The sequence below is a fragment of the Streptomyces sp. NPDC107559 genome, assembly GCF_055657365.1.
On the sequence record NZ_JBVKBD010000025.1, the window covers coordinates 48045 to 63711 of the forward strand.

The window sequence follows — 15667 nt, forward strand, 5'->3', positions numbered from 1 at the left end:
CCCCGAAGGGGCCCGGCACCGATCGACTCGGTGCCGGGCCCCTTCTCTGCGCCGGCCTGCTCCGGACCCTCAGCCGGAGAAGCCGACGTGCGCGAGCCGCAGCGGGCCGCGCAGCCTGAGCCGCAGGTCGTGCACGCCCTCGGCGGCGAAGTCGGCGCCGAGCGTGCGGTAGTCGTACGGGCCGGAGCCGGAGCCGGAGCCGGAGCCGGAGCCGGAGCCGGAGCCGGGGCCGGGGCCGGAGTTGGAGCCGAGGCCGGGGCCGGGGCCGGGTGCGGGGAGGGCGAGGGCGGCGAGCGGCGTGCCGTCGCCGAGCGACACATCGACCGTGCCCGTGCCCGCCACGGTCACCGTCACCCGGCCGACGCGCGCGCCGAAGTCGCAGTCGCGGTAGACCAGTTCGCCGGTCCCGGCCGGTCCGGGCGTCACCGCGTCGCCGGACACCTTCGTACGGTCGACGATCACGATCCCGCTCTGCTCGTCGAAGTCGGCCGCGCCCAGGCCCCGTTCGCGCACCGGACGCGGTGCCGCGGGCTCGCCGTCGAGCGTCACGGTCGTGCGCAGCCGGACGTCCTCGCTGGAGGCGCCGACGAGCAGTTCGTACTGGCCCGGTTCCAGGCGCCACGCGCCGTGCGCCACGTCCCAGAACCCGAAGGCCGCGAGGGGGACTTCGAAGACCGGCCGCGCGCTCGCACCGGGCGCCAGGGTGATCCTGCTGTGCGCCGCCAGTTCCCGGCGCGGGCGGACCACCGACGGGTTCACCGCGCGCAGATAGAGCTGGGGGACCTCGTCGGCGGTGACGTCACCGGTGTTGGTGACCGTGCAGGAGACGCGGACCGTGCCGTCCGTGACCTCCGCCGACAGCTCCGCGTAGGCGAAGGACGCGTACGACAGCCCGTGGCCGAAGGGGAACAGCGGGGTGCCCTCGAAGTACTGGTACGTCTGGCGGGAGCCGATCACGTCGTAGTCGAGGAGGCCGGGCAGGTCGGCGTCGTCGGCGTACCAGGTCTGCGGCAGCCTGCCCGCGGGGGAGACGTCGCCGGCCAGCACCCGGGCCAGGGCGGTGCCCGCGGCCTGCCCGCCGTGCGCGGTCCACAGCACGGCGGACAGCGCGTCCGGCGCGAACGCGTAGGGGTACGCCGAGACCAGCGCCAGCACCGTGCGCGGGTTGGCGGCGCGGGCGGCGCGCAGCAGCCGCTCCTGCTGGGCGGGCAGCCGCAGCGTCGTACGGTCCTCGGTCTCGCGGCCGTTGATGTGCGGGTCGTTGCCCGCCACCACCAGGACGGCGTCCGCCCGCGCGGCGACCCGTGCCACCGCGTCCTCGCCGCGCTCGACCAGGACGATTTCGAACGTCTCCGGGGCCGTGTCGGTCCCGTCGGCAACCCGTACGCCGTCGGCGGCGACGCACACGGGGCGGCCGGTGCCGAGGTGCCTGAGGAGGTGACCGTCGCCATGGGGTTCGAGACGGAAGGTCTCCTGGACCACCCAGCCGCCGGGCTGGTCGGCGGAGGCGCGGACGTACCCGTCGTCGGCGACCGACAGATAGCGGCCGTCGGGGGCGCGCAGGGTCAGGACGCCCTCGCCCCAGTCGGCCAGCGCGAGTTCCGTACCGAGGGCGTCGGTGGTGAGCGGGGGCAGATCGGTGCGGCCCGCGAGCAGGGCCGGGTCCAGCGCGCCCTCGGCGCCGCGCACCGCGCCGGCGTCCTCGGTGGCGTCGTCGGGGGCGGGGACGTGCAGGAACGTCCCCGCGGAGGTCCGCAGCCGTACCCGGTCCACGCCCTCCGCGAACTCGACGCGCTCGGCGCCGAACCGCTCGTACAGGGCCTCCAGGGGAGTGGAGCGGTGCAGGAGCGAGCCGCTGTACCAGTCGAGTTTGCACTCGTCGGCGAGCAGGCCGACCACCGCGAGCCGGGTGTCGGGGGCGAGGGGCAGCAGGCCGTCGTTGCCGAGCAGCACGATCGCCTGCTCGGCGCTCTCCCGGGCCAGCGCGCGGTGGGCCGGGGTGTCGAAGTCGCCGGTGCCCGTGTGCGGGTCGTGGTCCGGGTCGAACTCGCCCAGGCGGAAGCGGACGGAGAGCTGGCGGCGCACCGCGATGTCCACGTCCGCCTCGGTCAGCAGGCCCTGTTTCAGGGCGCCTCGGACGCGCGCGACGATCGTCCGGCCGTCGGTGCCGTGGTCGGTGAAGCTGTCGACGCCGGCCAGCAGGGCGGCGGCCGTCGCCTCCTCGTGGGTGTCGAAGTAGTGCTCGGAGTCGACCAGGTTGGAGGGGGCGCCCGCGTCCGAGCACACCAGGAGGTCGTCGCCGGTCCAGGCGCGCAACTGCTCGCGCAGCAGCGGCGAGACATGGTTCGGGCGGCCGTTGACCAGGTTGTAGGCGGGCATCACCCCGGCCGCCGTGCCCGCCTCGACCGTCTCGCGGAAGGCCCGCAGGTCGTACTCGTGCAGCACCCGCGGGCGCACGGAGCTCGACGCGGTGTCCCGGGCGGTCTCGTTGTTGTGGGCGAGCCAGTGCTTCAGGACGGGCGCGGTGCGCCAGTACACCGGGTGATCGCCGCGCAGCCCCCGGGTGTACGCGACCGCGATGGCCGAGGTCAGCCGCGGATCCTCCGAGTAGCCCTCCTCGTTGCGGCCCCACAGCGGGTGGCGCAGCAGGTTCACGGTCGGCGACCAGACGTTCAGGCCCACCCGGTCGTCGCGCAAGCGCATCGCGCGGGCCTCCTTGGACACCGCCTCGCCGACCCGTCGTACGAGCTCCGGGTTCCAGGTCGCGCCCAGGCCCACCGCCTGCGGGAACACCGTCGCCGGGCCCATCCACGCCACGCCGTGCAGGGCCTCCTGCCCGGTGCGGAAGGCGGCGATGCACAGGCGCGGCACGGCCGGTGCGAACTGGTGCAGGAAGGAGACCTTCTCGTCGAGGGTGAGCCGCCCCAGCAGGTCGTCGATGCGCTTCGCGAACGACAGTCGCTGGTCGCGAAACGGCGGTGCGGACGGGGAGGGTGCGGTCACGTGGGGATCTCCTTGCGAGGCAGCGGCATCACGCCTTCGAAGCGCTTCGATGCTCATTCGACACGGGGGTGGGTGTCAAGGTGCTTGGCGTCAACAAGTCCGGTGGGTGGCCGACTTGGCAAGCAGCGAATAAGCGGTCGAGGCGTCCGTATACCTCGGAGGAATCTTGGAAGCGACCCTTGTGCACCCCCTGCCCTTCACCTAACCTCGCAGCAACATCGAAGCGCTTCGACTGCGAGGCCGCCCCTCGGGAGGGGCACTTTCCTCGGCATTGGTCGGAGGATCCGCTTCGGCTCAGCCAGTTCCACTCGAGACACCGCAGCCGACGGCCACCGCCGGGTGTCCTGGTGCGCCACGAAGGGTTGACGCAATGACGCCGAACGCCGCTTCCGCCTCCTCCGCCCCGAGCCGGAGAAGCTTCCTCGCCTCGACGGCGGTCGCCACCGCCGCGATGGCGGGAGGGATGCCCCTGCTGGCCGCCTGCGGCGGCTCCGACAGCGGCTCGCGCGACGGCACCACGTCGGGCAAGGACGCCAAGAAGCTGCTGCCGGCCTACGTCGCGGGCAACGTCGTGACCCCCGACATCGCCGCCCGCAACGGCTCCGCGGTCGGCTTCACCGGCAAGCTCGACCTCGCCGGCCTGAAGACCTCGGTGCCCAAGAAGCTCGGCAAGGGCGGCAAGGTCTCGATCATGTCCCCGTTCTGGGGCTCCCCGCCGAAGGCCGACAACGCCTACTACACGGCGATGAACGACCTCATCGGCGTCGACGTCGTCTGGCAGAACCAGGACGGCAACACCTACGACCAGAAGCTCGGCGCGGTCCTCGCCTCCAGCGACGTACCGGACGTGGTGGTCGTCCCCGGCTGGAACATGACCGGCAAGATCCCCAGCGCCGTCATCGCCAAGTTCGCCGACCTCGGGCCCTACCTCTCCGGCGACGCCGTCAAGCAGTACCCGAACCTCGCCGCGATCCCGACGGACGCCTGGCAGCGCTCCCTGTTCGGCGGCAAGCTGCGCGGCCTGCCGATGCCGTCCTCGTACGTCACCAGCATCGTGCCCTTCTACCGCAAGGACCTCTTCGACAAGGAGGGGTACCAGGTCCCCACCTCCGCCGACGAGTTCCACGCCCTGGCCAAGGAGATCACCGACGCCAAGGCCAAGCGCTGGGCCTGCCTGGACATGAAGTGGACCGCCTTCAACATGTTCGGCGTGCTGTCCGGCGACGAGAAGTCGCTCGGCTGGAACCTCGTCGACGGCAAGCTCGTCAACCGCATCGAGACCCAGGAGTACCTCGAGGCGCTGGAGTGGACGCGCAAGCTGTTCGCCGAGGAACTCGTCCACCCCGACGCCAAACTGGGCAAGAGCCAGGCCACCGACCCGGCGCCCAAGTTCGTGGCCGGCGAGTTCCTCATCTACAACCAGGACATCTCCCAGTGGTACGGCCAGGCCGCCGCCCAGGCCACCCAGAACCCGGACTTCCGGATCTGGGGCATGGACATCCCCGGTCACGCCGGCGGCAAACCCACCCTGTGGGCCAAGAACCCGGCCGGCATCTTCGCCTTCGTCAACAAGAAGGCCTCCGAGTCGGTGATCCGGGACGTGCTGGCCGTCGCCAACGTCACCGCGGCGCCGTACGGCACCAAGGAGTACATGCTCACCAACTACGGCGTCGAAGGCACCCACTACACCGTCAAGGACGGCCTGCCGGTCAAGACCGACCAGGGCAACATCGACGTCCTCAACGCCTTCGTCATGGTCGCCAGCCCCGCCGCGACCATCGCCCACCCCGACCTGCCCGAGGTCGCCAGGGGCCAGGTCGAGTGGCAGCAGCGGATGGGCGCCTGCACCCGGAAGTCCGCCTTCTACGGCATGCAGATCACCGAGCCCGCCCGCTGGACCAATCTCATGAACGACTTCGAGCAGCTGGAGGACGACATCGTCCGCGGCCGCAAGAAGATCGGCGACATGCAGCAGGCCGTGTCCGACTGGAAGAGCAAGGGCGGTGACCAGCTGCGCGACTGGTACCGCAAGCTGCTCGACGACAACGGCTCGGCGGCGAACTGACCGGCGGCGAGACGAGGAGAACGGCGTGTCCCACAGCACGGTGCCTCGCAGCGGGACCGAGACCGACACGACGGATACGGCCCCGGTGGCGTCCGGCGGCTCTCCCGGGGCGCGGCGGGCGCGCCCGCCGGGAGAGCCGGGCCTGCGGCACCGGCTGCGACGCGACCGCGTGCTGCTCCTGATGACCCTGCCGGCCGTCGTGCTGGTCCTGCTCTTCAACTACATACCGATCCTCGGCAATGTCGTCGCCTTCCAGGAGTACGACCCCTACGTCAGCGACAACGGGATCGTCTCCATGCTGCACAGCCCCTGGGTCGGTCTGGAGAACTTCCAGCGGATCTTCGAGGACTCGGCCTTCTGGGGCGCGGTCCGCAACACGCTGGTGCTGTTCGCCCTCCAGCTCGTGCTGTACTTCCCGGTCCCGATCGCGCTCGCGCTGCTCATCAACAGCGTGGTCAGACCCAGGGTCCGGGCGATCTCACAGGCGGTCCTCTACCTGCCGCACTTCTTCTCCTGGGTCCTGGTCATCGCCGTCTTCCAGCAGCTCTTCGGCGGCGCCGGGCTCCTGTCCCAGCTGCTCCGGCAGCACGGGTACGACGGCCTCGACATCATGACCGACCCGGCGACCTTCAAGTTCCTCGTCACCGCGCAGAGCGTGTGGAAGGACGCGGGCTGGGGGATCATCGTCTTCCTCGCCGCCCTGGCCTCGGTCAGCCCCGACCTGTACGAGGCCGCCGCGATGGACGGCGCGAACCGGTGGCGGCGGATGTGGCACGTCACCCTGCCGGCCCTGCGCCCGGTGATCGCGCTGCTGCTTGTGCTGCGCGTCGGTGACGCCCTGACCGTCGGCTTCGAGCAGATCCTGCTGCAACGCGACGCGGTCGGACCGGGCGCGGCGGAGGTCCTCGACACCTTCGTGTGGTGGAACGGCGTGCGCAACCAGGACTTCGGCTACGCGGCCGCCGCCGGACTCGTCAAGGGCGTCGTCAGCCTCGGGCTGGTCCTCGCCGCGAACAAGGTGGCCCATCTCATGGGCGAGCAGGGGGTGTACCGGAAATGACCGCCACGACCGGCAGACCGGTGAGCGCGGCCGTACCCGCGTCGGGCGACGAGCCGGGGCGCGGCCCGGGACGCGGCTCCGGGCGCGGCCCGGCGCACCGACCGGGCCGGTGGGCCGCCCCGCCACGCCCGGTCTGGGAGGAGGCACCCGGCCCGGCGGGCATCGCCGGCAAGGGACTCGTCCTGGCGCTGGCCTGCCTGGGGATCCTCTTCCCGCTCTGGATCGTCCTGGTCACCAGCCTCTCCTCGCGCAGGACCATCGACCGGGCCGGCGGTCTGGTGATGGTGCCCAAGGGCATCACCTTCGTCGCCTACCGGGAACTGCTCGGCGGCGGCCAGGTCACCCGCGCCGCCGTCATCAGCGTCCTGATCACCGTGGTCGGCACGCTCTTCTCGATGGCGGTGTCCGTGCTGTGCGCCTACGGCCTCTCCCGCACCGGCTCGCTCGGCCACCGCTGGATCCTGATGACGCTGCTGGCGACCATGTTCTTCAGCGCCGGTCTCATCCCGACCTATCTGCTGGTGCAGTCCCTGGGCCTGACCGACACCTATCTCGCGCTGATCCTGCCGAGCGCGATCAGCGTCTTCAACATCCTGGTGCTGCGCGGCTTCTTCATGGGCATCTCACCGGAGCTCATCGACAGCGCGCGCATCGACGGCGCGGGCGACCTGCGCATCCTCTGGCAGATCGTGATGCCGCTCTCGCGCGCGGTCCTCGCGGTGATCACGCTCTTCTACGCCGTGGGCTACTGGAGCGCCTGGTTCAACGCCTCCCTCTACCTCAACGACCAGGACATGATGCCGTTGCAGAACGTCATGATCCAGCTGGTGCAGAAGCAGGAGGCCCCGGTCGGACTGGGGCAGGCCATCAAGACCGGTGAACTGTCGGGACTGGCCGTGCAGATGGCCGTCATGGTGCTGGCGCTGCTGCCGGTAGCCGTGCTGTCGCCCTTCGTCCAGAAGCACTTCAGGAAGGGCATGCTGACGGGCGCGGTGAAGGGCTGATGCCACGCCTCGACGACGTCACCCGCGGCCGCATCCTCTTCGGCGGCGACTACAACCCCGAGCAGTGGCCCGAGAAGACCTGGGCCGAGGACGTCCGGCTGATGCGGGACGCCCACGTCAACTCCGTGACCGTCGGCGTCTTCTCCTGGGCGAGACTCGAACCCGAGCCGGGATCGCGGGAGTTCGGCTGGCTGGACCGGCTGATGGACCTGCTGCACGAGGGCGGCATCGGGGTCGTCCTCGCCACCCCCACCTCCTCGCCCCCGCCCTGGCTGGGCCGGCTGCACCCCGAGACCCTGCCCCGCGACGCCGACGGCCGGACCGAGTGGTGGGGCGGCCGCCAGCACTTCTCCCACTCCAGCGCCACCTACCGCCACTACGCCGCCGCCATCACCGAGGACCTGGCCGCCCGCTACGCCGGCCACCCCGCCCTCACCCTGTGGCACATCAACAACGAGTACTGCACCACCGACCACGGCGACGAGGCCGCCGCCGCCTTCCGCCGCTGGCTGCGCACCCGGTACGGCAGTCTCGACGCCCTCAACACCGCCTGGGGCACGGCCTTCTGGAGCCAGGGCTACGACACCTGGGACGGCATCCTGCCCCCGCGCCGCGCCCACTACCTGCACAACCCCGCCCAGGTGCTCGACTTCCGCCGCTTCACCTCCGACATGCTCCTGGAGTGCTACACGGCCGAACGCGACATCGTCGCCCGGCACACCCCGCACATCCCCGTCACCACCAACTTCATGCCGCTGTGGATCGGCCAGGACGGCTGGCGCTGGGCCGGGCAGGAGGACGTCGTCTCCGTCGACCTCTACCCCGACCCCGGCGACCCCCTCGGCGCCCAGCACGGCGCCCTGGTCCAGGACCTGACCCGGTCGCAGGCGAACGGCCCCTGGATGCTGATGGAACAGGCGGCGGGCGCCGTCAGCTGGCGCCGGGTGAACCGCCCCAAGCCGCGCGGACTCGACCGGCTGTGGTCGCTCCAGGCCGTGGCCCGCGGCGCGGACGCCGTCTGCTACTTCCAGTGGCGCCAGTCCCGGCAGGGCGCGGAGAAGTTCCACTCCGCCATGCTCGGCCACGCCGGCGAGGAAGGCAGGTCCCACCGGGAGATCAGACGGCTCGGCGCCGAACTCGCCCTAATCGGCGGCGAGGTGGCCGGCCGCCACAGCCGCGCCGAGGTGGCGGTCCTGCACGACTGGAACGCCTGGTGGGCGGGCGTCCAGGACGGCCGCCCCTCCGCCGACGTCGACCCCGCCGCCGTCCTCGGCGCCTGGCACCGGGCCCTGTGGGAGGCGAACGTCGCCACCGACTTCGCCCACCCCGAGCACGACCTGACCGGCTACGCACTGGTCGTCGTACCCCAGCTCTACCTCCTCACCGACGCGGCGGTCGACAACCTCCTCGCCTACGTCGACGGCGGCGGCACCCTCGTCGCCGGGTTCCTGACCGGTATCGCCGACGAGGACGACCGGGTGCGCCCCGGCGGCATGGACGCCCGGCTGCGCACCCTGTTCGGCATCCGCGTCCTGCACGAGTGGTGGCCGCTGGACGCGGGGGAGACCGTCGGGTGCGACGGCTTCCTGGGCACGCTGTGGTCGGAGGAGATCGAGGCGGCCGACGACGTCGGCGAGACGGTCCCCTACCGGGGCGGCGAACTCGACGGACTGCCCGCCGTCCTGCGCCGCGGCCGCGCCTGGTACGTCTCGACGCTGCCCGAGCCCGACGCGCTGCGCGGTCTGCTCGGTGTCGTGGCCGACGACGCCGGGGTCCGGCCGGTGCTGGCCGGTCTGCCCGCCGGGGTCGAGGCCGTACGCCGCGGCGAGCTGCTGTTCCTGCTCCACCACGGCCGCGACCCGGTCACCGTCGAGGTCCCGGGCACCCACCGGGACCTGCTGACCGGGGACACGGTCACCGGCCGGCTCACCCTCGGCCGCTACGGAGCGGCGGTGCTCAAGCCATGACGTCCGGTCCCGTCCACGGCACCTGGGAGCCCGCCCCGGCCGCCCGCTGGGAGGACGCCTTCCTGAGCGGCAACGGCCACCACGGCGCACTCGTGTTCGGAGACCCCGACGTCGACCGAGTCGTCGTCACCCATCACGCCCTGGTCCGCCCCAACGGCGGCGAACACGCCAGGCCCCCCGAACTGGCCGCCGAACTGCCCGCGCTCCAGGACCGGTTGCTGGCCGGCGACCTGACCGCCGCCGAGAGCTTCACCGACGGACGGCCCCTGCAATGGGTGCAGCCGTTCCACCCCGCCTTCCGCACCGAACTGCGCGGCTCCGGCGGTCCCCGCCCCCGGGCCCGCGGCCGGGCGACGCCGGACCCGTACCGCCGCGCCGTCGACTTCACCACCGGCGAGACGACCGCCCACAGCGACGGCCGTACCAGCCGCGTCTTCGTCTCCCGCGCGGACGACGTGATCGTCCAGCACGTCACCGCCCCGGACCTCACCCAGGACATCTTCCTCGACCACCGGCTGCCCGGCGCGCCCGCGGGCCTGGCCGTCGGCCACGGTGCCGTCCGCACCCCCGAGGGCGCCCTGCTCACCCTGCGCGTCCGCTACCCCGGCAGCGACCGCGCCTACACCGGGGTGACCCTGGTGGCCGTCGAGGGCGGCCGCACCACCCTCACCCCGCCGGGCGTGCGGATCGAGGGCGCCGCCTCGGTGCTGCTGCTGACCCGGGTACGGCGGCACACCGGCGAGCCGGACGTCGCGGAGGAGGCCCGTGCCCTGCGCGCCCTGCTCACCGCACAGCCCTACCCGGACCTCCTGGCCCGTCACCTCGCGCACCACCGCACCGCCTACCGCCGGGTCACCCTCGACCTGCGCGCCGACCCGGCCGACCGCGCCCTGCCGGGCTCCGCACTGCTGCGACGGCCCGCCGGCCCGGCACTCCTGGAACGGCTCTTCGCGGCCGGCCGCTACCACCTGCTGTCCGCGTCCGGCCTGCTGCCGCCCCGCCTCACCGGCCTGTGGACCGGCGACTGGGACACCGCCTGGTCCGGAGCCCTCACCACCGACGCCAACCTCAACCTCCAGACCGCCTCCGCCGTCCCCGCCGACCTGCCCGAGGTCACCGAGGCGCAGGCCGCCCTGGTCCAGCGGCAGCTGCCGGACTGGCGCGACAACGCCCGCGCGGTCTTCGGCGCCCGGGGCGTGGTGGCGCCCGCGCACACCGACGGCGAGTCCGGGCTCTCGTACCACTTCAGCCGCGAGTACCCCCTGCACCTGTGGACCGCCGGAGCGGACTGGCTGCTCAAGCCGCTCGTCGACCACGACGACAGCCACGGCACCCGCGACCCGCGCACCGCCGCCGCACTCGCCGAGACCGCCCTGTTCTACGAGGACTTCCTCACCCGCACCGACGGCGAAGGCCGGCTCGTCGTCGTGCCGTCCTACTCGCCGGAGAACCGGCCCGCGGGCGGCAGCTGGGGCGCCCTCGACGCGGCCATGGACCTCTCCGCGGCCCGGCACGCCCTGCTGACCGCGGCCGACTACCACCCCGAGCGCGCCGACCGGCTGCGCGCCCTCGCCGGCCGGCTGCCCGCGCACCGGGTCAACACCGACGGCGCGCTCGCCGAATGGGCCCGCCCCGGACTCGACGACACCTACGACCACCGCCACCTCAGCCATCTGTACGGCGTCTGGCCGCTCGACGAGATCAACCCCTACGACACCCCGGACCTGGCCGCCGCCGCCCATCGCGCCCTCGCCCTGCGCGGTGCGGAGAACGACTCGGCGCACGGCCGTCTCCACCACGCGCTGATCGCCGCCCGGCTGCGGGACGCCGACCGGGTCGCGCACGCGCTCGCCGACGTGCTGGGCGGCGACTACTTCCACGACTCCCTGATGAGCGCCCACTACCCCGCCCGCAACGTCTACAACGCCGACGCCGCGCACGCCCTGCCCGCGGTGCTGATCGAGATGCTCGTGCAGTCCACCCCCGACCGGCTGGTGCTGCTGCCCGCACTGCCGGCCGACCGTCCGGCGGGCGAACTGCGCGGCGTGCGCACCCGGTTCGGCGCCGGGCTCGACCTGACCTGGAGCCCCGAGGGCGTCACGGCCGTGCTGCGGCCGACCCGCACCCGGCGCGTCGAACTCAGGACTTCCGGCGGCGCGCGGCCGCTCGACCTCGTCGCCGGAGAAGAGCACGTCCTCACCCTGAGGACGTGGTGACCCCACGCACCTCCCCCCACCCATGGAAAGGGACACCATGGCAACACGCACGCCCGGCCGGGCCGTCATGGCCCTGCTCGCTCCCGTCCTCGCGCTCGGCGCCACCGTCGGCCTCGCCTCGGCGCCCGCCTCCGCCGCCGTCTGGTCCTCCTGCGACCAGTGGGGCAGCACCACCCTGAACGGCTACACGCTCTACAACGACATCTGGGGCTCCGGCGCCGGCAGCCAGTGCATCTGGGCCAACTCCGGCACCAACTGGGGCGTCTGGGCCAACCACCCCAACACCGGCGGCATCAAGGCCTACCCCAACTCCAAGAAGGTGATCAACAAGTCGATCACCTCGCTCACCTCGCTGACCAGCAGCTACAACGTCACCGTCCCGTCGTCCGGCGCGTACAACACGTCGTACGACATCTGGGACACCGACTACGACTACGAGATCATGCTCTGGGTCAACAAGACCGGCGCCGTCGGACCGCTCGGCACCTCGCAGGGCAATCTGACGCTCGGCGGCCACACCTGGACCGTCTACAAGGGCAACAACGGCGCCAACGACGTCTTCTCGTTCGTCCGCACCTCGAACTCGTCCTCGGGAACCGTCAACATCCTGCCGATCCTCAAGTGGATCAAGGACACCAAGGGCTGGTTCGGCAACGAGACGATCGGTGACGTGCAGTTCGGCTTCGAGATCACCTCGTCCTCCGGCGGCCTGGACTTCGCCGCCAACAGCCTGACCGTCAGCGGCGGCTGACCGCGGTGCCGGGCCGGCGCCCGCGCGCCGGTCCGGTGACGGGGGCCGGGAACCGCCGGTCTCAGGATGCGGCGGGCGCCGGTCCCGAGCTCGCCCTGACCGTCAGTTCGGGCGCGATCAGGACCACTTCACCGGCCGCCCGGCCTTCGAGCGTCGCGATCAGACGCTCCACGGCGTACCGGCCCATGTCCGGAGCGGGGATGCCCACGGACGTCAGCCGCACCGAGGCCTGGACGGCGACCTGGTCCGGGCAGATCGCGACCACCGAGACGTCCTCGGGCACGGCGCGGCCCTGCTGGCGCAGCAGGGCGAGCAGCGGTTCGACGGCCGACTCGTTCTGCACGACGAACCCCGTGGTGCCCGGACGCTCGTCGAGGATCCGGGCCAGGGTCACGGCCATCGCGTCGTACCCGCCCTCGCACGGCCGGTGCAGCACCCGCAGGCCCAGTTCCCGGGCCCGCGAGCGCAGTCCGTCGAGCGTGCGCTCGGCGAACCCGGTGTGCCGCTCGTACACCGCGGGAGCCTCGCCGATGACGGCGATGTCATGGTGTCCCAGCTTCGCCAGATGCTCCACGCACAAGGCGCCGGTCGCGCTCCAGTCCAGGTCGACGCAGGTCAGCCCGGTGGTGTCGGCGGGCAGGCCGATCAGGACGGACGGCTGGCCGGAGCCGCGCAGCAACGGCAGCCGCTCGTCGTCGAGCTGGACGTCCATGAGGATCATCGCGTCGGCGAGCCCGCTGCCGGTGACGCGGCGGACGGCGTCGGGTCCCTCCTCGCCGGTCAGGAGCAGGACGTCGTACCCGTGCGTGCGGGCCGTGGTGGCCACCGCGATGGCGATCTCCATCATCACCGGCACATACATGTCCGTGCGCAGCGGGACCATCAGCGCGATGATGTTCGACCTGCTGCTGGCCAGGGCGCGGGCGCCGGCGTTGGGGTGGTAGCCGAGCTCCCGGATGCTCTGCTCGACCCGCAGCCGGGTGGTCGCGGAGATGGACCGCTTGCCGCTGAGGACATAGCTCACCGTGCTCGCCGAGACTCCGGCGTGCTGGGCGACCTCGGCGAGGGTGACCATCCAGCTCTCCAAGCTTTTGAAGCGCTTCGACAGTGCGCGTGACGAGTAAGGGCGGGTGGGGGTGGTTCGACAGTAGCTTCAGCGGGGATGGGTGTCCATAGGTTGTCGAAGCGCTTCGACTGCTTTTCCCGCGACGCCGGCCTCCCCCGATGACCTGTCCGGCGACAGCCGCCCCCGCGGACCGCGCCGCCCCCCCCGGAGCACGAAGGTTCTCACGGTCACGGGGGTCACCCGCACGGGGGAGTGGCGCAGGGCGGGCCCGACATCCACTGAACGGCGCACGAGGGCTGGTGGGCACGTCCGGATTCGGGTACCAACGATCCAGTAGCACCGGTCGGTAACGAACGTCCCCCAAGATCCCTATTCGCGGCGAGGTGAGCCTCATGACCGCACCAACCAGCAAACCCACCGTCACTGAGCGTGAGGCACGTCAGGTGGCGGAGGCCGCCCGGGAACAGGACTGGCGCAAGCCCAGCTTCGCCAAGGAACTGTTCCTGGGCCGCTTCCGGCTCGACCTCATCCATCCCCACCCCCTGCCCGCCGACGAGGACGCGCAACGCGGCGAGGAGTTCCTGGCCAAACTGCGCGACTTCTGCGAGACCCGGATCGACTCGGCGCGCATCGAGCGCGACGCACGGATCCCGGACGAGGTGATCGACGGGCTCAAGGAGCTCGGCGCCCTCGGCATGAAGATCGACACCAAATACGGCGGCCTCGGCCTCACCCAGGTCTACTACAACAAGGCCCTCGCCCTGGTCGGCTCGGCGAACCCGGCGATCGGCGCGCTGCTCTCCGCCCACCAGTCGATCGGCGTGCCGCAGCCGCTGAAGCTCTTCGGCACCCAGGAGCAGAAGGACACCTTCCTGCCCCGGTGTGCCCGTACCGACATCTCCGCCTTCCTGCTGACCGAACCCGACGTCGGCTCCGACCCGGCCCGGCTGGCCACCACCGCCGTCCCGGACGGGGACGACTACATCCTCGACGGCGTGAAGCTCTGGACGACCAACGGCGTGGTCGCCGACCTCCTCGTGGTGATGGCCCGGGTACCGAAGTCCGAGGGCCACAAGGGCGGCATCACCGCCTTCGTCGTGGAGGCCGCCTCCGAGGGCGTCACCGTCGAGAACCGCAACGCCTTCATGGGCCTGCGCGGCCTGGAGAACGGCGTCACCCGGCTGCACCGGGTGCGCGTCCCGGCCGCCCACCGCATCGGCCCCGAGGGTGCCGGCCTCAAGATCGCACTGACCACGCTGAACACCGGACGGCTCTCCCTGCCCGCCATGTGCGTGGGCGCGGGCAAGTGGTGCTTGAAGATCGCCCGCGAGTGGTCGGGCGTACGCGAGCAGTGGGGCAAGCCGGTCGCGCACCACGAGGCCGTCGGCTCCAAGATCAGCTTCATCGCCGCCACCACCTTCGCCCTGGAGGCCGTCGTCGACCTCTCCTCCCAGATGGCGGACGAGGACCGCAACGACATCCGGATCGAGGCCGCCCTCGCCAAGCTGTACGGCTCGGAGATGTCCTGGCTCATGGCCGACGAACTGGTCCAGATCCGCGGCGGGCGCGGCTTCGAGACCGCCGCCTCGCTGGCCGCCCGCGGCGAACGCTCCGTACCCGCCGAGCAGATGCTGCGCGACCTGCGCATCAACCGGATCTTCGAGGGCTCGACGGAGATCATGCACCTGCTGATCGCACGCGAGGCGGTCGACGCGCACCTGTCGGTCGCGGGCGACCTGATCGACCCGGAGAAGTCCCTGTCGGACAAGGCGAAGGCCGGGGCGAACGCGGGCGTCTTCTACGCCAAGTGGCTTCCGAAGCTGGTCGCGGGACCCGGCCAGCTCCCCGTCTCGTACAACCAGTTCAAGCACGAGGTCGACCTCTCCGGCCATCTGCGCTACGTCGAACGGCACGCCCGCAAGCTCGCCCGCTCCACGTTCTACGCCATGTCCCGCTGGCAGGGCCGGATGGAGACCAAGCAGGGCTTCCTGGGCCGGGTCGTCGACATCGGCGCGGAGCTGTTCGCGATGAGCGCCGCCTGCGTCCGCGCCGAGCTGCTGCGCAGCCAGGGCGACCACGGCCGCGAGGCCTACCAGCTGGCCGACGCCTTCTGCCGCCAGTCCCGCATCCGGGTCGAGGAACTCTTCGACCGGCTGTGGACCAACACCGACGGCGTCGACCGCAAGGTCGTCAAGGGCGTCCTCGCGGGTACGTACGAATGGCTGGAACAGGGCATCGTCGACCCCTCGGGAGACGGCCCCTGGATCGCGGACGCCACACCCGGGCCGAGCGAACGGGAGAACGTCCACCGTCCGATCCGCTGACGGGGCCCGCCGCACCCGGCCCGCCGCACCCGGCCGGGCGCCGGGTGCGGCGGGTGCGGACCGTGGGTGCGGCGGGAGCGGCCCGCACGTGGCGGCCCACGGGCGTGGGCGGCGGCTTTGCGGCCCCTTCGTACCCCCACGGCCCCGAGGGCCCGGGAACCCGGCTCCCCGGCGGCCCGGGGCCGTCGGCGGTCCCGCGACGAGGACGCGC

Annotated in this window: 9 protein-coding genes; 7 read left to right on the top strand and 2 right to left on the bottom strand. The window is 72.1% G+C overall.

Features of this window, described 5'->3' with window-relative positions:
• Positions 1-69: 69 nt before the first annotated feature.
• On the bottom strand, positions 70-3003 hold the full coding sequence (locus ACZ7OY_RS40250) for a glycoside hydrolase family 3 C-terminal domain-containing protein (RefSeq protein ID WP_472250515.1): 2934 nt from the start codon (positions 3001-3003) through the stop codon (positions 70-72).
• Between the two features lie 370 nt (positions 3004-3373).
• Here ACZ7OY_RS40250 and ACZ7OY_RS40255 point away from each other — a divergent pair, with 370 nt between their 5' ends.
• Genes ACZ7OY_RS40255 through ACZ7OY_RS40280 form a run of 6 tightly spaced genes read left to right on the top strand, consistent with a single transcriptional unit; the run spans position 3374 to position 12066 of the window.
• Positions 3374-5068, top strand: a complete 1695-nt coding sequence (locus tag ACZ7OY_RS40255) for an extracellular solute-binding protein (protein ID WP_472250516.1) — start codon at positions 3374-3376, stop codon at positions 5066-5068.
• A gap of 25 nt (positions 5069-5093) precedes the next feature.
• A complete protein-coding gene (locus ACZ7OY_RS40260; protein ID WP_472250517.1) occupies positions 5094-6128 on the top strand; it encodes an ABC transporter permease in 1035 nt (344 codons plus the stop codon).
• Positions 6125-7132, top strand: a complete 1008-nt coding sequence (locus tag ACZ7OY_RS40265; protein ID WP_472250518.1) for a carbohydrate ABC transporter permease — start codon at positions 6125-6127, stop codon at positions 7130-7132. The genes ACZ7OY_RS40260 and ACZ7OY_RS40265 overlap by 4 nt, the downstream gene beginning before the upstream one ends.
• On the top strand, positions 7132-9099 hold the full coding sequence (locus ACZ7OY_RS40270) for a beta-galactosidase (protein ID WP_472250519.1): 1968 nt from the start codon (positions 7132-7134) through the stop codon (positions 9097-9099). The genes ACZ7OY_RS40265 and ACZ7OY_RS40270 overlap by 1 nt, the downstream gene beginning before the upstream one ends.
• Positions 9096-11315 carry a glycosyl hydrolase family 95 catalytic domain-containing protein gene (locus ACZ7OY_RS40275; RefSeq protein ID WP_472250520.1) on the top strand — a complete coding sequence of 740 codons (2220 nt, stop codon included), beginning with the start codon at positions 9096-9098 and terminating at the stop codon, positions 11313-11315. Before ACZ7OY_RS40270 ends, ACZ7OY_RS40275 begins: the two co-directional genes overlap by 4 nt.
• Before the next feature lie 37 nt (positions 11316-11352).
• Positions 11353-12066, top strand: coding sequence for a glycoside hydrolase family 12 protein (locus ACZ7OY_RS40280; RefSeq protein WP_472250521.1), 714 nt, complete (start codon positions 11353-11355; stop codon positions 12064-12066).
• Positions 12067-12127: 61 nt separating this feature from the next.
• Here the strand turns inward: ACZ7OY_RS40280 and ACZ7OY_RS40285 are convergent, their stop codons facing one another.
• Positions 12128-13141 (bottom strand): LacI family DNA-binding transcriptional regulator, encoded by a 1014-nt coding sequence (locus tag ACZ7OY_RS40285; protein WP_472250522.1) that lies wholly within the window; start codon positions 13139-13141, stop codon positions 12128-12130.
• 383 nt (positions 13142-13524) lie between these two features.
• On the opposite strand from ACZ7OY_RS40285, the gene ACZ7OY_RS40290 reads away from it, so the two are divergent.
• Positions 13525-15456, top strand: a complete 1932-nt coding sequence (locus tag ACZ7OY_RS40290; protein WP_472250523.1) for an acyl-CoA dehydrogenase family protein — start codon at positions 13525-13527, stop codon at positions 15454-15456.
• Positions 15457-15667: the final 211 nt, after the last annotated feature.